11 protein-coding genes and 1 pseudogene are annotated in these 18,544 nt (G+C 61.6%); 7 read left to right on the top strand and 5 right to left on the bottom strand.

What is annotated here, in order from left to right; all coding sequences use genetic code 11:
- Positions 1 to 59: 59 nt before the first annotated feature.
- The 5 genes from J4E00_RS23775 to J4E00_RS29895 form a co-directional block, all read right to left on the bottom strand.
- Entirely contained in the window at positions 60 to 1,514 is a 1,455-nt protein-coding gene (locus J4E00_RS23775; RefSeq protein WP_208177868.1) for a serine hydrolase domain-containing protein, read from the bottom strand.
- A 223-nt stretch (positions 1,515 to 1,737) separates the two neighbouring features.
- Positions 1,738 to 3,456 (bottom strand): CocE/NonD family hydrolase, encoded by a 1,719-nt coding sequence (locus J4E00_RS23770; protein WP_236050099.1) that lies wholly within the window; start codon positions 3,454 to 3,456, stop codon positions 1,738 to 1,740.
- Between the two features lie 18 nt (positions 3,457 to 3,474).
- Positions 3,475 to 4,191: a LytR/AlgR family response regulator transcription factor gene (locus J4E00_RS23765; RefSeq protein ID WP_208177867.1), complete on the bottom strand. Its 717-nt coding sequence runs from the start codon at positions 4,189 to 4,191 to the stop codon at positions 3,475 to 3,477.
- A complete protein-coding gene (locus J4E00_RS23760; RefSeq protein ID WP_208177866.1) occupies positions 4,179 to 5,261 on the bottom strand; it encodes a sensor histidine kinase in 1,083 nt (360 codons plus the stop codon). The genes J4E00_RS23765 and J4E00_RS23760 overlap by 13 nt, the downstream gene beginning before the upstream one ends.
- 384 nt (positions 5,262 to 5,645) lie before the next feature.
- Positions 5,646 to 5,768, bottom strand: a complete 123-nt coding sequence (locus tag J4E00_RS29895) for a hypothetical protein (protein WP_262898455.1) — start codon at positions 5,766 to 5,768, stop codon at positions 5,646 to 5,648.
- A 146-nt stretch (positions 5,769 to 5,914) separates the two neighbouring features.
- Between J4E00_RS29895 and J4E00_RS23755 the strand changes: the two genes are divergently transcribed.
- From J4E00_RS23755 to J4E00_RS23725, 7 genes and pseudogenes are all read left to right on the top strand, one after another.
- Positions 5,915 to 6,490 carry an RNA polymerase sigma factor gene (locus J4E00_RS23755; protein WP_208177865.1) on the top strand — a complete coding sequence of 192 codons (576 nt, stop codon included), beginning with the start codon at positions 5,915 to 5,917 and terminating at the stop codon, positions 6,488 to 6,490.
- 193 nt (positions 6,491 to 6,683) lie between these two features.
- Positions 6,684 to 7,751 carry a FecR family protein gene (locus J4E00_RS23750; RefSeq protein ID WP_208177864.1) on the top strand — a complete coding sequence of 356 codons (1,068 nt, stop codon included), beginning with the start codon at positions 6,684 to 6,686 and terminating at the stop codon, positions 7,749 to 7,751.
- Between the two features lie 59 nt (positions 7,752 to 7,810).
- Positions 7,811 to 11,230, top strand: a complete 3,420-nt coding sequence (locus J4E00_RS23745) for a SusC/RagA family TonB-linked outer membrane protein (RefSeq protein WP_208177863.1) — start codon at positions 7,811 to 7,813, stop codon at positions 11,228 to 11,230.
- A 36-nt stretch (positions 11,231 to 11,266) separates the two neighbouring features.
- A complete protein-coding gene (locus tag J4E00_RS23740; RefSeq protein ID WP_208177862.1) occupies positions 11,267 to 12,778 on the top strand; it encodes a RagB/SusD family nutrient uptake outer membrane protein in 1,512 nt (503 codons plus the stop codon).
- A gap of 101 nt (positions 12,779 to 12,879) precedes the next feature.
- A complete protein-coding gene (locus J4E00_RS23735; RefSeq protein ID WP_208177861.1) occupies positions 12,880 to 14,625 on the top strand; it encodes a glycoside hydrolase family 66 protein in 1,746 nt (581 codons plus the stop codon).
- 219 nt (positions 14,626 to 14,844) lie between these two features.
- Positions 14,845 to 17,568 carry a glycoside hydrolase family 66 protein gene (locus J4E00_RS23730; RefSeq protein WP_208177860.1) on the top strand — a complete coding sequence of 908 codons (2,724 nt, stop codon included), beginning with the start codon at positions 14,845 to 14,847 and terminating at the stop codon, positions 17,566 to 17,568.
- Positions 17,569 to 17,645: 77 nt separating this feature from the next.
- Positions 17,646 to 18,544, top strand: a pseudogene (locus tag J4E00_RS23725) (glycogen debranching protein); the annotation flags it as partial.

The following is an 18,544-nucleotide window of genomic DNA, read 5'->3' as shown; positions in this document are numbered from 1 at the left end:
ACCAGCAGCTAATAGTCGAGCTACCCAACGAATAGCTTTTCTGTCCGCCAGGAAATTCGTCAGTGACCGGCTAGCTGCGCAAGCATCTTTTTGCCGTGCTCGTTGTCCGCATTCAAATGCACCGACTGTTCATATGCCTTGATGGCCTCCGGCCGGCGGCCGGCTTTGGCCAGCGCTTCGCCGTAGCTGTCGTAGGCATTCCAGCTAGCGGGGAACAAGTAAACCGCGAGCTTGAAAATCTCCACAGCTTCCGGCAATTGGTTTTTGGCCAGCAGACGGTACGCCCATTCGTTCAGCTCAAACTCTTGCGGTCGAAAGGAGGGGTCTTTTTTTATCTGCTTTTTTGTGAGCGGAATGGCCTGCGCAAAGCCGGCGTCGCGCAGGTGCACCCGCAAAAAAGTCAGCGGGTCGGCACTGATAATACCGGGCTCGTAGCAGCTGGCAATTTCTTCCAGGAAGTCCTCGGGGAAGCTACCGCCCAGGTTGGTCAGTATCACCACGGCCAGGTCATCGTCGGGATAAAGCAGAAATGCGGCCCGTCCCCCGCCCGACATGCCCAGGGCGCGGTGTTGGGGCCGGTTTTTGGCAATGCCCCAGCCCAATGCCCAGGGCGTGGGTTGACCGTTCGTGAACTTCGCCGGTGTCCACATGGTGTCCCGCGTCGCTTGTGAGGCCAGCAAGCGGCCAGCCTGCAGAGCGATTAGCCAACGGACCATGTCCTCGGCGGTACTGTTGAGCCCCGCCGCTGTGCGCCGGAAGTAAGGGAACTCATAGTAGTTATTGACCAGCGTTTCCTGGGGCAAGGGCCGGCCATCAAGGCCCGTTCGGTAGAAGTAGGTCGGGGCAAAGTGGGGAATGACGTCGCGCGAGTCGCCAAACAGGGTGCGGGGCATGCCCACGGGCCGAAGCTGCTTTTCGGCGAAGACTTCAGCAAAGGGCTTGTGGTAAGCCTTTTCAATAATCTTGCCCAGGAGGTAGGCATTCGTCTGGTTGTAGCTGAAGCGGGTTCCGGGTGCAAACTCTAGCGGTTGGCGCTGTAGCTTGTCCCAGGCGGTACGCTCGTTTTTTAGGCCGGCCAGCCCGCCCGTATTGGCATCCAGCAACTTCAGCAAATCGGGCAGCCCCGAGGTGTGGGTGAGCAGTTGGCGGACGGTCACCAGCCGCCAGGGTTCGGGCAGGCTGTCGAGGTACGTGGCAGCCGGGGCCGAGAGCGTCAGCTTACCCGCCTCCACCAGCTGCATGATGGCCACGCTGGTAAACACCTTGGTGCATGAATTAATCGGGAAAATGGTCCGGTGGTCGACTCGAATGCTGTCCTGCAGGTTGGCCAGGCCGTAGCAGCGGCTCAGCACCAGTTGCCCGTGGTGCATCACGGCGAGCTGCAGGCCCGGTATCCGGCGCGCGGCCATCTCACGATTGATAATGGCTTCTACCTGCGCGCCGCTGTTTTGAGCGTGCAAAGCGAAGACGGGGAGCCACAGCAGTAGGGCAAGAAAGACGCGTAATTCCAGCATGGGAAGTTGATTTAGTGTACTTATTTCGGCATTTCCAACGCAGGTGCTTCGGGTGCTGCATTAGCTTCCGGCGCGGCCCACCAGGTAATTGCGGGTGCCCAATAACCGCGCAGCTAGTGCCCATCAGTGTAGTGAATACTGGCCATCAAGCAGCTCGTTACAACCCGCGCCTGCCTAAGCGGTGGCGCGGCTGCAATGGCCGGCTCGCCCGAGCGCTTGTTTGCTACCGGGCCACCGGAATGGTGATAAAGCTCTCATTAAACCAGCTTATCTCCAGTGGCTTGCCGGCGTCGGCTATCGTCTCGTCGCTGACCTCCTTCCCGGACCCGTAGTTCACCTGCGCAAACCGGTTTTTATTCACGTTCACAACCACCAATAGCCGACTGCCGGTGATAAGCCGCCGACTTACGAATTTGGTGTTTGTAAAAGGAATAGTGGTTTTGACACCCGGTTGCAGCAGTTGCCGGCGCGTGGGGTCGGCGGCGTAGCTGGCCCGGCCCAGGTAATAGGTTAGCTCAAAGAAGCGGCCATCGGGCATGATTTCGTACAGCGTGACGCTGAAGTCCACGTCCTGTTTATTGAGTCGGGCCACCAAATGACCGGAAAAGGCCCCGGTAATCACCATCGGCTTCCGGAGCGGGGCACTGGCAAACGCAAAGCCGTTGGGCAGCACCAGCGTATCCGCGATGATGGGGTCGGGAAAATTGTAGTTGTTGTCCTGCTGGCGGTCGGCAAAATCCACCGTTTGCGTGAGCCAGCCGGGTCGCCGGGGCCGGGTGGGGCGCAGCGTGTGGTAGGCTCCCAAGCGGGTGGTGTCCAGGTACAGGGTCAGGTCGCGGTGCGGGAGCCGGGCCAGGCTGGGGGCGTGTTTCCAGGTATTAGCCCCCATGACTTCGTAGTTAACCCGGTCGATGAGTAGAGCGGGTTTTTTGCCGCCTTTCAGCACGTAGTCGAACCAGGCAAATGTTAGCTCTCGCGTATTGAGCAGCGCTATCGAATCAATCCGGTAGCCGCGCAATACAGCTGTGCCGCCCTGCTGAGCACCAAAGTGGTCATAAGGGCCAATGACGAGGTAATCGTTGGCCCGTGGGTTATAGCGGGCGTGCTCGCGCAGATAATGCAGGCCCGATGCCTGCCCATCGTTATAGTATCCGTCGATGGCCAGCACGGGAATGCTGATGTGGGCAAACTCCTGCTGGTAGGGCACCATGCGCTGCCAGTACGCATCGTAGGCCGGGTGCTGCAGCCAGCGCTGCAACAGCGGATTGGGAGTACCATCCACGCTGTCAATGCGGCGGTAGGCCGTGCCCGCCGCGTACCAGCGGGCCTGCAGACCGCGCCAGCGGGCCCGGTCGTTGTTGGCCGCCGCGTCCAGGTATTTATTGTTGCCGACGTAGAAGGCCCATTCGTAGTTGGCATTGATGAATACATTGTTTTCCATGGGCAACCCCATGCCGGGAATGCCAGCCACGTAGGGCACAATGGTTTTCAGGGCGGGATGCACGCGGTGCTTGAGGGCCGCCCACTGCGCGAAGCCCGAATAGCTGCCGCCGTACATACCTACCTGGCCGTTGCACCAGAGCTGCCGGCTTATCCAGTCAATCACCTCATATACATCCTCTTGCTCGTGCTCATACGGCGCCAGGGTATCAGGACTTAACCGCTTGCCGCGCACATCGGCCACCACGCCTACATAGCCATGGTCGGCGGCGGCCTTGGCCTCGGCCCGGCTGCGCGCCAGGTTAGAATACAGGAAAAACAGCAGCGCCACGGGCTGCGGGGCCGTCACATCGCGCCGGCGCACTACTACGGCCGAGAGCGTGTGACCCTGTGAGGTTTTTATCAGAAAACTGTCCTGCATCACGTAGCCGCCCATTGCCTGCGCGGCCGCCGGGTTACTAAACAGCAGTGCCGTCAGTAGCCCTATTAAAAGCACCTTCATGTATCTTATGGAGAATGATTACAATCGGTTTTGCTGCCGGAACCGCGTGGACTGCCGCTCCGAGAAATCCAGCGTTTGCCCGGTGGTGAGCACTGCCTGGAGCGTGCCGTTGGCCTGGCGCCGGAGCTGGTCGATGAAGTGAAGGTTCACCAACTGTGTCCGGTTAGCCCGAAAAAAAACGGCAGGGTCCAGCTTTTCCTCTAATTGGTTGAGGGAGCTGCGCAGCAGCACGCGCTGGGTGCCGAAGTGCAGGCGGGCATAGTTATCCAGCGACTCAATCAGGTGGACTTCGCGAAGCTGGACAAAAAAACAACGGTTACCGTCGCGCACAAACAGCCGTTGGGTAGCCGGTGAACATACCGGGGGGCCAGTGGCCGTCCAATGCCGCAGCACCTTGTCGATGGCTTTGCCAAACCGCTCCTCGCGGAAGGGCTTGAGCAAGTAGTCGAAGGCATTGAACTCGAACGCCTGCAAGGCATACTGGTCGTAAGCCGTCACAAAAATGACCTGCGGCACATCGTCCAACGCCTCGAGCAGGTCGAATCCGGAGCGCTCGGGCAGCTGAATATCCAGCAAGAGCAGGTCGGGCCGACGGGCGGTGATAAGCTGCTGCGCATCGTCGGCGTTGGCGGCTTCGCCCACCAGTTCCAGCTGCGGGTAAGCAGCCAGCGCCCGCTTCAGCTCCTGCCGGGCCGCGCGCTCATCATCCACGAGCAAGACGGTCAGCTTGCGCATGGGCGAGAAATTAATGGCATAGCCAGGGTGGCCGTCACAACTTCCGCCGCCGACTGCACCAGTTCAAAGCGCGCCTGCCCGTGGTAGTGCGCGGCCAGCCGCTCCCGCAGGTTGAGCAGGCCCAGCCCGGCACCAGGGGCCGCGTCGACCAGCCGGCCGCAGTTGCTTATCGTCACAATCAGCATTTCCTGGTCATAGCTCACTGTCACGGCAAGGGTGCCGCCCTGTTTGCGCCGGCCGATGCCGTGCTTGATGGCATTCTCGACCAGCCCCTGAATGCTGAGCGGGGGCACAAGGGCTTCGTGGGTAGCTGGGTCGAGGTGGTAGTGGCAGCGCAGCCGCTCCTCAAACCGCAGGGTTTCCAGTTCCAAGTAGTCGCGCACCAGTTCCAGCTCTGCCTGCACGGTTATCAGCTCGTCTGTGCTGTTGGTAAGCGACTTGCGCAGCAAGTCTGCTAATAAGTCAATGCTGCGACGTGCCACGCGAGGGTCGTCCAGTACCAGGGCTTTAATCGTGTGCAGGGCATTGAACAGAAAATGCGGATTCAGTTGGGCCCGCAGATTGGCCAATTGGGCTTCGCCAGCCAACACTTGGAGCCGCGCGTTTTCCTGGGTCAGGCGAATCTCCCGTTGCGCGTATTGGAAGACGTGGTACAGCAGCACCCAGATGGTCAGCAGCCGGATGCCGGTCACGAACAAGGTCAGGGCGTGCTGCTCATAGTAGTAGGCAAAGCGGGTAGCGTAGCTGGGGTTGAAGAGCACCTGCATCCCATAATTTTTGCTCACCACCGCCAAAAGGTAGGCCCCAGACAGCAGCAGAACTGCCCCCAGCGCGCGGAAGGCGCTGCTGCGCACTAACAGCGCCGACGGTGGTTGCCGCTTTACCCACGCCCGGTACCCGTGGGTGAGCCCAATGCCAATGGCCACGTCCAGCAGCAGGTGTAACGCCGCAATGCCCACGTGAAAGCGGCCCTGAAAATACGCTTGGTAGCTCCAGAACAGCGCCGCCAGCGTCCAGCCGGCCAGCTGGCACCGCCAATAAAGTCCCGCAGTAGTTATTCGATTAAGCACGCACCAAAGGAAGGCTTTACCTAGCCATCCCCCAACAAAAAAGACAGGAACGCGGTCAGCCTGGGATGAATGCAGTGAACATTGTTTCGCCCGGCTCGCCCAGCCCCCGTTATTCCGCCCTGCGAACAGGAAGGGCCATTATAGAGTTGCTATTGACGCTGCCCCGCACAGCTACTGCCGTACGGAGTCAGCTTTGGCGGGTACGAGGCCATTCCAGCAACTATAGGGCTCGGGAGCTGGCCGCAATGTCTAGCATTTACTTAATATACAATTGTCTTCGTACTGCATCTGCGTTTGCCGCTTATAAAATTTCTTCTACCTCTGCACTATCCTCTTCAGCCTCGAATTGCGCTAGCGGTATAGCGGCCCAGAACTGATGCCCTACTAGCTACTGCCCAAACGCCGGGCCGCGACGTGGGTGCTGCGGCTTTCATTGGTTAGGCGCGAAAATGCCTCGTCGTATTTCCGTCGTTTGTAGGGCGACACCCGGTTGGTTTTAGCAGCCATAAAAGGAGAATTATATGTTCTTTTTCTGTCTACTTAGCCGAGACCGTTTCACTTTACAGCGAGAGTATTTTTAGCTCTCTGGCGTTGAATAAAGCCGCGAAGCGCGTAAAATTGTTAGCTTATTTGCCCACTAATCCTCCTGCCCCTTGCCAAACCAATCATTGTGGGACGCTTTCCGGCAAGGAGATGAGGAGGCTTTTACCGCTATTTTTTCGGCCGAGTACGATGCACTCTACGGCTACGGCATGAAGCTGCTGGGCGACGCGGAATTGGTGCGCGACAGCATCCAGGAAGTGTTTCAGAAGCTGTGGGAACGCCGCGCGGCCCTGGAGCCGGTCGAAATCATCAAACCCTACCTTTTCAAGGTACTGCGCCGTCAAATCAGCGATGTCATCAAAAGCATGAACCGCCGGGCTGCACGGCAGCAGGCTTATCACGAAGACGAGTTTGCAGTAGTGTACTCGCACGAGGATTTCCTGATAGCCGAGCAATTCAGTAGTGAGCAGAATTCGCGCTTGCTGACCATTCTAAACCAGTTGCCCACGCGACAGCGGGAGGTCATCTACCTCAAGTATTTCGACGGCTTTTCGTACGAGAAGATTTCTGAGATAATGAATCTGACCGCGCAGTCAGTCCGAAATCTCGTTTACAGGGCGATACAAACGTTGAAAGAGCTGCTGTTAACCTTCTTGGTGTTGGTGTTGCAAGCCAGTCACCGGTAGGCAGGGATATAAGGACAAGGAATTAATTACAAAGTAGTTGCTGGCTCACCGAGCGTACTCCCAACAAGCAAATTCTTAGCATTTAGGAAGCCGCCGAAAAATATTTTATGAATTTTTCGGTGCTCATGGGTACAAACGGCAAACGGCGTCGTGATGGAAGTAGAAATCCTTCCAACCGTCTCCCCGCGCCGCTATGGCTTCAGATTATACCCGCTTTCAAACCGAAGACTTTGTTCTCGATGATTCCTTCCGGGCTTACGTAGCCGGTTCCGACGCGGCGGCCGTGCAGTTCTGGCAAGGCTGGCTGGCCGCGCACCCGGCCCAGCGCACGGCGGCCGAGCAGGCCCGGCAACTGGTGCTGGTGCTGGCCCAGGCGCGGCAGCCCGCAGCACCGGCCCAGCACAAGGCCGAAGATTTGCAGCGGCTCCAGCGGGCCATTCGCAAGCCCGCTGTGGCGCCCATGCTCCGCACGCAGGGCCGGCGCCGCAGCCGCCTGGTGGCGAGCCTGCTGTTATTCTTGCTGGCGCTGGGCACCGGCTACGGGCTGTGGACCAAACGGACGCTGCTACAGCCGCAAACAGAATACACCGCCACGGCGGGCCAGCCGCGCACCGTGCAGCTACCCGATGGCTCGGTGGTGGTGCTCAACGGGGGCTCACGCCTGACAACCGCTACCGCTTGGGACTCGGATGCTCCTCGTGAAGTGTGGCTGGAAGGCGAAGCTTACTTTCAGGTCAGCCACCTGGCGTCGGCCGCCAACGTGGCCTTTGCGCAGGCTACCGGCAACGCCAAGTTTGTGGTGCACGTCGGCGAGTTGAACGTCTCGGTGCTCGGTACCAAGTTCAACGTCATCAACCGGCCCGGGGTGCTGAACAAGGTGACCCTCAATGCGGGCAAGGTACTGGTAGAACACCCCCGCCTCCTCGGGCACGACGAGCAGCTGATGAAACCCGGCGACCTGGTGGAGTATGCTCCCGCCGAGCACAACCTGGTGACGCGCGTGGTGAAGCCGGCCTATTACTCGGCGTGGGTGAAGGGCAGCGTGCAGTTTGACCACACGCCCCTGACCGAGATTATTCAGCTGCTGCGCGACACTTACGGGCTCCGAGTGACGGTCGACGACCCGGCCATGCTGCGCCAAACCATTACCGGCTCACTGCCCAACGCCAACGCCGACGTGCTGCTCTCGGCCCTAGCCAAATCCCTGGGCGTGCGCAGCGAGCGGAGCGGCCAGCAAGTCCGCTTCCGGACCCTTCGTTGAGATTTCGCCCCTTTTTCTGCACTGCTTTTTCAGCTCCCAAAATCCCACCCAACATTTGTATGGCCAACTCTACACTTCTCGCGAGTTCCCTGCTGGTGCTTAGCACGTACGCAGGCCCGGCGGCGGCTCAAACAGCGCTGGCTGCGCTTTCGCCCCAGCAAACCCATACCGCTGCCGAAACGCCCCCCAGTGCCGTAGCGCAGTCGCTCAAAAGCGCTCTGGAAGAACTGAAATCTACTTACGGGGTCACCTTCTTTTATAGCGACCAATTGGTAGAAGGCAAGTTCTTGCCCAAAGACCATCCCGCGTTTAGCTCCTGGCAGGAAGAGCTACGCTATGGACTGGGCCAACTCCGGCTGCAGGTAGAAAAGCTGGAAGGCAATACCTACATCATCTCTCCCTTGCCGCCCATGGCCCCGGCGCCTGCCCCAGCGCGGGGCTCGACCCCTACCCTAGCGGCGGCCGACGTACCGGTGAGCGGGCGCGTGGTGGGCACCGACGGACAGGGCCTGCCGGGGGTCACGGTGCTGGTGAAAGGCACCGCAATTGGGTCGTCGACCAATACCGATGGCAGTTTCATGATGAGTGCGCCTGAGGGCAGTACCCTGGTGTTTAGCTATGTGGGCTACAAAACCCAGGAGGTAGGAGTGGGCGGTGGCCCCATCAACGTGACGCTGGCCGTGGACGAGCAGAAGCTGAACGAAGTGGTGGTGGTGGGCTACGGCACCCAGCGCCGCGAAGATGTGACCGGCGCCATTGCCTCCGTGACGGAGCAGGAGATTAAAACCCAGCCCGTGGCCGGCCTCGACCAAGCGCTACAAGGCAAGGCCGCCGGGGTGCAAGTATCGCAGAACAGCGGCGCGCCGGGCGGGGGCGTCTCCATCCGGGTACGGGGCGTGGGCACGGTGGGCAATGCCGAGCCGCTGTACGTGGTGGACGGCGTGCCCTTCTACAGCGACTCGGACGGGCAGAACGGCAACCTGCTCAACACGATAAACCCGAACGACATTGCGTCGATGGACATCCTGAAGGACGCGTCGGCCACGGCCATCTACGGCTCGCGCGGGGCCAACGGCGTGGTTATCATTACCACCAAGCGCGGCAAGGCCGGGCGCACCAACATCGGCCTCGACACCTACCAGGGCGTGCAGCAAGTGGCCCACAAAGTCGACCTGCTAAATGCCACGCAGTTTGCTGAGCTCAACAATGAGCTGCTCGCCAACGGCGGCCAACAGGTGAACAGCCTGGCCTCGGCGGGCACGGCCGCCACCACGCCCGACTACAGCAATCCCGCCGCCCTGGGCCAGGGCACCGACTGGCAGAAGGAGATTTTCCGCACCGCCCGCATCCAGAACTACAACGTGAACTTCAACGGCGGCAGCGAAAAGACGCAGTTTGCGCTGTCAGGCGGCTTTTTCAAGCAGGAAGGCACCATCATCGGGTCTGATTTCAAACGCTACTCGCTGCGCATGAACCTCGACCACCAAGTGAACAGCCGCATCAAGGTTGGCAGCAGCCTGGGGCTGAGCCGCACGGAGGCGGGCATCGTGACCACCGACGAGGACACGCAGAGCGGCTTGGTGTTCCTGGCCCAAACCCAGCTGCCCACGCTGCCGGTGTACCGCAACGGCACCTTTGCCGGGCCGGAAGGCCGGATTCAGTTTGTGGGCGACCGGCCAAACCCTGTGGGCCGAGCTTTGACGTTTGACAATAACATTTACCGCAATCGATTGCTAGGCAACGTATACGCGGAAGTTGAGTTCGTAAAGGGCCTGCGCTTCCGCACCAACCTGGGCCTGGACGCCTCGTTCCGCGAGAACTCGTTTTTTGAGCCGGCCTATACCTGGGGCAGCACCGTGCATCCCACGGCTGCGCTCAGCCAGGGGCAGTCGCGGGAACTCGTGTGGCTGACGGAAAACACCTTCACCTACACCAAAACGCTCAACGAGAAGCATGCCTTGACGGTGCTGCTGGGCCAGTCGGCCCAGAACTCGCAGAGCCGCTATCTGAACGCGGGCGACAACACCTATCCCTACAACACACTCCAGGCGTTGAGCGCGGGCAGCGGCACGTACTCGGCTTCGTCGGGCGAGTTTGGCTGGTCGCTGCTTTCGTACATGGGCCGCGTCAACTACAGCTTCGCCGATAAGTACCTGTTTACGGGCACGGTGCGGGTGGATGGCTCCTCACGCTTCGGGACGCAGAACAAGTACGGCGTGTTTCCGTCGGGCTCGGTGGCCTGGCGCGTAAGCCAGGAGCCGTTTTTGAAGGACGTGAGCCGGCTGAGCGACCTGAAGCTGCGGGCCAGCTACGGCATTACCGGCAACCAGAACATCGGCCTGTATGAGTATGCCACGCTACTGAACGGGGCCCAGCGCTACGTACAGGGCAGCAGCATCGTGCCGGGCGTAGTACCCACCTCGCTGCCTAACCCGGCCGTGCAGTGGGAGCCGAACAAGCAGCTGGACTTCGGCCTCGACCTGGGCATTCTGGATAACCGGGTGGTATTCACGGCGGATGTGTACAACCGCCTGACCACGAAGATGCTGCTCACGCCACCCGTTACGCCGTCGAGCGGCTACCTGGGCGCGGCGGCCGTCAATGCCGGGCAGGTGCGCAACCAGGGCCTGGAGCTGGCCCTGACCACCCGCAACCTAGTGGGCGACTTCAGCTGGAATACCAACTTCAACATCAGCTTCACGCGCAACAAGGTGCTGGAGCTCATTAACGACCAGCCTATTCTCTCGGGCAGCATTCTCACGCAGTCGGTGACGCGCACGGCAGTGGGCCAGCCTATCGGAGCTTTCTACGGCTACGTGACCGACGGCATTTTCCAGACCGCCGACCAGGTGCGCACCCACGCCACCCAGCAGCCGGGCACAGCTCCCGGCGACATTCGCTATAAGGACCTGAATAACGACGGCATCATCAACGACCAGGACCGGGCCTACATCGGCAGTCCCATTCCAAAGTTTACGGCCGGCCTCACCAACACGTTTGCCTACAAAGGCTTCGACCTGAGCGTGTTTCTGTACGCGGTTTATGGCAATAAGCTCTTCAACGCCAACCGCATTTTCACCGAAGCCATGTCGGGCGCGGCCAACCAGACCACCGAAACGCTCAACCGCTGGAAGTCGGCCACCGACCCTGGCGACGGCGAGATGCCCCGCGCCGTGTACGGCGACCCCAACACCAACGCCCGCGTGTCGGACCGCTACGTGGAAGACGGCTCTTTCCTGCGCATCAAGAACCTAACGCTGGGCTATACCATGCCCGCCAAATGGCTGGGCACGAGCGCAGTGCACGCTCAGAGCCTGCGCCTCTACGCCACGGCCCAGAACCTGGCCACCTTCACCAAGTACCGGGGGTATGACCCCGAAGTGGGCTCTTTCGGGCAGAGCAGCCTGCAAACCGGCGTCGACAACGGGGCCTACCCTGTGGCACGCACCCTCACGCTGGGCCTCAACGTGGGCTTCTAACCTGGTCCAATTCCCACCCTGTACACGCTTACCCACATGAAAAAGATATTTCCCCTTCTGAGCCTGGGCCTGCTGCTATTGAGCACCGGCTGCGAAAAGGAGTTTTTGGAAAAGCAGCCCAAGAATGACTTGGCGGCGGAGAACTTCTACAAGGACGAGGCCGACGCCCAGCGCGCCCTCAACGGGGCCTACCACGGCCTGCAAAAGTCGGGCTGCTTCCGCATGCGGCTCTGGACATTGGACATCGTGGCCGGCAACAGCATCGTCGGGGCCGGCGGGGCCGGAGACGGGCAGGAAACTCAGCAGATGGCCAACTTCGCCACCACCACGGCCAACCCCGGCGTGGCCGACATCTGGAGCACCCACTACCAGACCATCCTGGCCGTGAACGTGGTGCTGGACCGCGTGCCTGCTATCAGCATGGACGCGGCCCGGCGCGACGTCATCCTGGGCGAGGCACGCTTCCTGCGGGCGCTCTGCTACTTTGACCTCGTGCGCTTGTTCGGCAAGGTGCCCCTCATTCTGACTCAGCAAACTACCCGTGAAAGCCTGAACGTGGGTCGCGCTTCGGTGGCCGATGTGTACCGGCAGATTGAGCAGGACCTGGCGCTGGCCGAGCAGGTACTCCCAGCCCAAGCCGCCATTGTGGGCCACGCCACCAAGGGCGCGGCGAAAGGAATGCTGGCCAAGGTGTACCTCACGCAAAACAAATGGGCGGACGCCGCCACCAAAGCTCAGGAAGTGGTGGGCTCGGGCACGTACTCCCTGAATTCGTCCTTCGCCACCAACTTCAACCCGGCCACGGAAAATGGACCGGAGTCGCTGTTTGAAGTGCAGTACGCCTTCGACCCCAACAGCAACGGTTTTAGTGGCGACGCGGTATGCAACTCGCGTAGCGAGTTCATGGGGCCGCGCAGCGCCAACATCACGCCGGGCGGTGGCTTCGGCTGGAACCAGCCCACGGCCGAGTTCGTGAGCCAGTTTGAGACCGGCGACCTGCGCAAGCCGGTGACCGTATTTGCTAACGGCGACCAGTTGGGCAGCTTCACCTACTCCGCCAATAGCTCCATCACGGGCTTCAACACCCGCAAATTTGTGGTGCCCATCAGCAGCGGCGCGCAAACCGCCTTTGCCAACGACCCGCTCAACACCGTGGTGCTGCGCTACGCCGACGTACTGCTGATGTTGGCCGAAGCCCGCAACGAGCAGGGCCAGAGCGCCGACGCCCTCGACCCGCTCAACCTAGTACGGACCCGCGCCGGCCTGCCGGCCCTTAGTACTACCAACCAGGCCACCTTGCGCGACGCCATCATGAAGGAGCGACGCTTGGAGCTGGCCTTTGAAAACGGCGAGCGGTGGTTTGACCTGATTCGCTCGAAAGATAACAGCGGGCAAGTGCGGGCGCTGTCGTTCCTGCCCACGCTTGGTACGCCCAACGACCCATACGGCGTGGGCCGCGGCAATATCAGCGCCAAGTTCCTGCTGCTGCCCATCCCGCAAAACGAGCGCGACAACAACTCGGCCATCGACCAAAACCCCGGCTACTAACGAATTAGGCGGCCAGCCCGGCCACTGCGGACTTATCCGTGGTGGGACAAGGTGAAACCGGCAGTGCGCCGGCTGGCTTAGCCTCCTTTTCCCTCTTCCTCATGGACTTAACTACATTTCCTCACCGCCTGGCGGTGGTGGCCGGGCTCTCCTTGGCCTTTGCCAACGCTCAAGCCGCCCCGGGCGACCTCGCCCGCCTCGATACCGATAAGGCCGCGTATGCGCCCGGTACGCCGGTGCACTTCACGGCAAATCTGCGGACGGGGCCCGCGAGCACCCAACTCGTGGTGAGCTACTACCACCTCGGCACGCGCCTCAGCCAGCAGACCGTGCCGGTGAAAGGAACCGCGGCCCAATGGACTTGGCAGCCGCCCAAAACTGACTACCAGGGCTACCTGGTGAAGGTGGAAGCCCGCGCCGGCCAGCAGGTGCTGGACCAGGCGACCACCGCCGTGGACGTGTCTTCGGACTGGAAGCAGTTTCCGCGCTACGGCTTTTTGTCGAAGTTCGGTAAGCTCTCGGCGGCGGATATGGACGGCGTGATGCAGCAACTCAACCGCTACCACCTCAACGGCTTGCAGTTCTATGATTGGGGCGACACCCACCACCGCTCGTTGGCCGGCACTCCCGCCCAGCCCGCCGCCGAGTGGCGCGACCTGGCCAACCGGCCCAGCTACTTTGCCACCGTGCAGGGCTACATCAGCCGCGCCCACCAGTACGGCATGAAGGCCATGTTCTACAACCTGCTCTACGGCGCCTACCCCAACACCCCCGGCGTGAAGCCGGAGTGGGGCCTCTACCGCGACAGCCTGCACCAGAAGCGCTACGCCTTCGACGGCTTTCCGGCGGGCTGGGAGGCGTCGGGCCTCGACATGGAAGACCCCGGCAACCCGGGCTGGCGCAGCTACCTGTTTCAGGGCGTGAGCGACGTGTATGCGGCCAAAAACCTGAATTTCGACGGCTGGCACGTCGACCAGGTGGGTGACCCCGGCAAGCTCTACACCTACAACGGCCAGCGCACCGACCCGAGCAAGTCCTTCGGCGTGTTTCTCAAAGAAGCCAAGCAGGCCCAGCCCAGCCGCCCGCTGGTGATGAACGCCGTGAACCAATGGGGCCAGGAGCAGATTGCCACGGCCCCAGTGGAGTTTCTTTACGCCGAGCTGTGGACCGACAACGAACAGTATAGCAGCCTGGGCCAGGCCGTGCAGTACAACGAATCGTTGGCCCCCAGCAAGCGCACGGTGCTGGCGGCCTACGTGAACCGCGAGAAGTCGAACCAGCCGGGCCAGTTCAACGAGGCCAGCGTGCTCATGGCCGACGCCGTCATTTTTGCCTTCGGCGGCGCGCACATTGAGCTCGGCGAGCACCTGCTCGACACCGAGTACTTCCCCAACGGCAAGCTGCAGATGTCGCCCCGCCTGCAGCAGCAGATGCAGGCGTATTACGACTTCGCTGTGGCCTACGAAAACCTGCTGCGCGGCCCCGACCGGAAGTTTGAGCCCGTGCAGGTAAGCGGCGATGCCACGCTGGCCGCCTGGCCGCCGCAGCAGGGCAAGGTAGCCGCAGTGGGCACCCGGGCCGCTGGCCGCCGGGTAGTACACCTACTCAATTTCGCCGATGCCAAAACGCTGGAATGGCGCGACAACAAAGCCCAGCAGCCCGTGCCCGCCGTGCGCCGCAACGTGGCCGTGCAGCTGGCCGCGCCCCAGAAAGTTACGCGCGCGTGGCTGGCCTCGCCCGACTTCGGGCACGGCGCGCCGCAGGAGCTGAAGTTCACCCAGCAGCAGGGCCAGCTGTCGCTGACCTTGCCGGAGCTGCACTACTGGGATATACTGGTTCTGGAGTAGGCCAGCGCCCAGCTGAAGCCTTCTTGGGGTGCTTACACTCCGGTTCACCCCACCTCCGGCCCCTCTCCCGCAGAGAGGGAGTCTGACGATTATTAAACCCAAGCGTACGTCCGCGCCGCCGTGGCTCCCCTCTCCGCGGGAGAGGGGGCGGGGGTGAGGTTCCGCTGTCTGGCCGCTCCCATTCCCTGATTTCACCCTTACTAACCCAATTCCCACATCATGAACAAGCTTTTACGTCTCGCCACCCCCTGGGGCACCCGCTCTTTAACGACTGGCTTACGCCGGCATTTTTCAACCGCCACCGGGGCACTGCGCCTGCTGGCTTTCCTGCTGCTGGCGCCGGCCGCCTTCGCCCAAAGCATCAGCGAAGTCAACACCGACAAGGCCCGCTACAACCCCGGGCAGGCGGTGAGTTTATCGGCTACCGTTGGCTCGTGGCGCTCGGGCCTCAGCTTGGTGGTGCAGTACTACCACGCCGACTCGCTGATGAGCACGCAAACCCTCACGCCCGGCAGCGGCAGCGTGACGTGGGCCTGGACGCCGCCCGTCCGGGACTACCAGGGCTACCTCGTGGGGCTGACGCTGAAGGACGGCGCTACGGTGCTGAGCACCTCCGCCATCGGCGTGGACGTGTCGTCGGACTGGGCCCGGTTTCCGCGCTACGGCTTCCTATCGGAGTACGGCTCCAAGACCGCCGCGCAGATGGACGCTACCATCAAGCAGCTGACCCGCTACCACTTGAACGGTCTGCAATATTACGACTGGATGGACAAGCACCACCGCCCGCTGGCGGGCACCGCCGCGAGTCCTGCCGCCACCTGGAACGACCTGGCCAACCGCCCGACGACGCTGGCTACCCTCAAGGGCTACATCGACCGCGGCCACGACAAGAACATGAACGCCATGTTTTACGAGCTGATTTACGGCGCTTACCCCAATGCCTCCATCGACGGTGTGGACACCGACAACTGGGCGCTGTATCGGAACAGCACCGCCACCACGCGCTGGTCGCTTAGCTTTCCCCCGACCTGGGAGGCGCCGGGCCTGAGCATCATGAACCCCGGCAACGCTGGCTGGCGCTCCTACTTCCTGGGCGAAGTCGGCAAAGTGTACGATGCCACCGGCCTGAACTTCGACGGCTGGCACGTGGACCAGCTCGGCAACTGGGGCACGATGTACGAGCGCACCGGGCAGTCCGTGACCGTTGACCAGACGTTCGGGCCTTTCCTCGCGGCGGCTAAAAGTGCCCGCAGCAGCAAGCGCCTGGTGATGAACGCCGTGAACCAGTACGGCCAGTCGGTTATCGGGGCCTCGCCGGTCGACATGACCTATACCGAGATGTGGGACGGCAACGAGGGCTATGCCAACCTGGGCTGGGCCGTGCAGAACAACGAAGCCGCCGCCCCCGGCAAGCGCACCGTGCTGGCGGCCTACGTGAACAAGGGTAAGTCCGACAACGCCGGTTTCTTCAACGATGCCAGCGTGCTGATGGCCGATGCCACCATTTTCGCCTTCGGCGGGGCGCACATCGAGCTGGGCGAGCACATGCTGGGCAACGAGTACTTCCCCAATAGCAACCTGCAGATGTCGGCTCAGCTACAGCAGGACGTGACGCGCTACTATGACTTCGCCGTGGCCTACGAGAACCTGCTGCGCGACGGGCGCGTGTTCAACAACGTCACGCTCTCGGGCGGCAGCAACGTGCTGCACTGGCCGCCGGTGCAGGGCAAAATTGCCACCGTGGGCGCGGCCCTGAACGGCAAGCAGATTTTCCAGCTGCTGAACTATACCCAGGCCGCTACCCTGAACTGGCGCGACGACAGCCAGGTGCAGCCCGTGCCCACCACACTCACCAACGTCAGCCTGAACTTCCCTTACAGCACGCCCGTCACCCGCATCTGGACGGCTTCGCCCGACTTCAACAACGGCCTGCCCCAGCAGCTGAACTTCAGCCAGACGGGTGGTGTGGTGACCGTCATCCTGCCCAGCATCAAGTACTGGAGCATGCTGGTGGCCGAAACCGGTTCCACTACCCCGCCCACCAGCGGCCCGCTGAAAGTGTATTTTCAGAAACCCGCCGCCTGGACTACCCCCAAAATTCACTACTGGAACACCGCCCCCACCGGCACCAGCACCACCTGGCCCGGCCTGAGCATGACGGCCGCCCCCGAAGCAGGCGCTAACTGGTACAGCTACACCTTCCCCACCGGCATCAGCAGCGCCAACATCGTTTTCAGTAACAACGGCGACAACGCGACCAAAACCGCCGACCTCTACCGCGACCACCTCGGCTACTACACCTACAGCACCGCCACTTGGTCGGATACGCCCCCGGCGGCCAGCGCGGCCTTCACCGTGTACTTCAAAAAGCCCAGCTCGTGGACCAGCCCCTACGTGCACTACTGGAACACGGCCCCGACGGGCACCAGCACCACCTGGCCGGGCATTGCCATGAGCGCCGCCCCGAGCGTGGGCACCGACTGGTACAGCTACACTTTCCCGAGCACCATCAGCAGCGCCAACCTGGTGTTCAGCAACAACGGCGACAACGCCACCAAAACGGTGGACCTCTACCGTGACCATACGGGCTATTACACCTATGCCACCAGCACCTGGACCGACACGCCGCCCACGAGCGCCCGGGCTGCTTTGGCCACCTCGGCCACGTCCTCAATATTGGGCCTAGAGCTGTCCCAGAACGTGCCTAACCCCTTCGACCAGGCCACAACTATTCGCTTTGCGCAGCCCGGTAAAGGTCCGGTTAGCCTCGTGGTGTACGACGTGCGGGGCCAGCGCGCCACCACGCTGCTCGATGCGCACGAATTACCTGCCGGCCAGCACGAGGTAGTGGTGCCTGGCGCTACGCTCGCGCCCGGCCTGTACCTCTACCGCCTCAGCACAGCGGCGGGCACGCTCACGCGCCGGTTGGTCAAACTCAACTAATTCCCTTTCCATTTTTCCACTGCCACGTTTGGGGTTTCTCCGCCGAGAAACCCCAAACCATTTCTCGCCCAATGTTTATGAAATATTTTGGCCGGTTAGCTCCTGCTTTTTTGGTTTGCACACTGACGCCGGCCTGTCAACAGTCCCGGCCCACGGCGGCGGTACCAATCTGGCAATCCGGCGAGTACGCCCTGTATGCTGACAGCGTGGTGCAGGGCCGCTACACGGCGCGGGCGTTGTCGCGCACCCAACTGGCGTCCAACTACCAGAGCCTGGCCAACGCCTTTCAGGACCCGCGCATCACGTTCAAGTTCAGTATCAACGGCAAAGACAATGAGCTGCCCCCGGGCCAGGACAACGTGTTTCTGGCCTTGCCTACGACAGCCGGGGCCACTTTGGAAACGCCCCTCATTCCCTTTGGTCAGCGCTACGTGGACCCGCGCCCCACACCGGCCAAAACCTATCTGGCCCCGAATACACGGCTTAAAATCCGGCTGGACCTGCGCCCCGTATTGGCCGCTTTTAAAAAGGATGGCTTCTACACCACGTTTAAAGGCGAGAAGCTTTATCAACAAGACTTTAAGCAGGTATTCATTGCCGGCTCCGCGGCCCCGCTGAGCTTGGATTTTGATAACCTGATAAACAAGCCGGAACTGGAAATGAAGGATGCCGACGGCGACGGCATCTTTGAAGTAACGCTGACCCTCAACCAGCCCGCCGCCGCGCAAACCACTGCGCAGCAGTGGAATAAAACCATTAACACTGCTGACTTTCCCCAGTACTCTTCGGACTACCCGCTGACCGATGCGCTCTACAACCTGGCCCTGGAAGAAGCCCGCCGCGCCGTAGAACCGGACAGCACCCTGCGCACCGGCAAGGAATGGGCCGGCGTCTGGACCCGCGACGTGAGCTACAGCATCATCCTGGCCCAGGCCAGCCTGCAGCCCAAAGTGGCCATGAAGAGCCTGCTGCGCAA

This window comes from Hymenobacter negativus, from assembly GCF_017571495.1.
Taxonomy (GTDB): Bacteria; Bacteroidota; Bacteroidia; order Cytophagales; family Hymenobacteraceae; genus Hymenobacter; species Hymenobacter negativus.
This window is presented reverse-complemented; position numbering and strand designations above follow the sequence as displayed.

Excerpts from the sequence above, each read along its gene's own strand:
- J4E00_RS23775 (WP_208177868.1), bottom strand. The coding sequence starts at position 1,514 with ATGCTGGAATTACGCGTCTTTCTTGCCCTACTGCTGTGGCTCCCCGTC.
- J4E00_RS23770 (WP_236050099.1), bottom strand. The coding sequence starts at position 3,456 with ATGAAGGTGCTTTTAATAGGGCTACTGACGGCACTGCTGTTTAGTAAC.
- J4E00_RS23765 (WP_208177867.1), bottom strand. The coding sequence starts at position 4,191 with ATGCGCAAGCTGACCGTCTTGCTCGTGGATGATGAGCGCGCGGCCCGG.
- J4E00_RS29895 (WP_262898455.1), bottom strand. The coding sequence starts at position 5,768 with ATGGCTGCTAAAACCAACCGGGTGTCGCCCTACAAACGACGGAAATAC.
- J4E00_RS23750 (WP_208177864.1), top strand. The coding sequence starts at position 6,684 with ATGGCTTCAGATTATACCCGCTTTCAAACCGAAGACTTTGTTCTCGAT.
- J4E00_RS23745 (WP_208177863.1), top strand. The coding sequence starts at position 7,811 with ATGGCCAACTCTACACTTCTCGCGAGTTCCCTGCTGGTGCTTAGCACG.
- J4E00_RS23740 (WP_208177862.1), top strand. The coding sequence starts at position 11,267 with ATGAAAAAGATATTTCCCCTTCTGAGCCTGGGCCTGCTGCTATTGAGC.
- J4E00_RS23735 (WP_208177861.1), top strand. The coding sequence starts at position 12,880 with ATGGACTTAACTACATTTCCTCACCGCCTGGCGGTGGTGGCCGGGCTC.
- J4E00_RS23730 (WP_208177860.1), top strand. The coding sequence starts at position 14,845 with ATGAACAAGCTTTTACGTCTCGCCACCCCCTGGGGCACCCGCTCTTTA.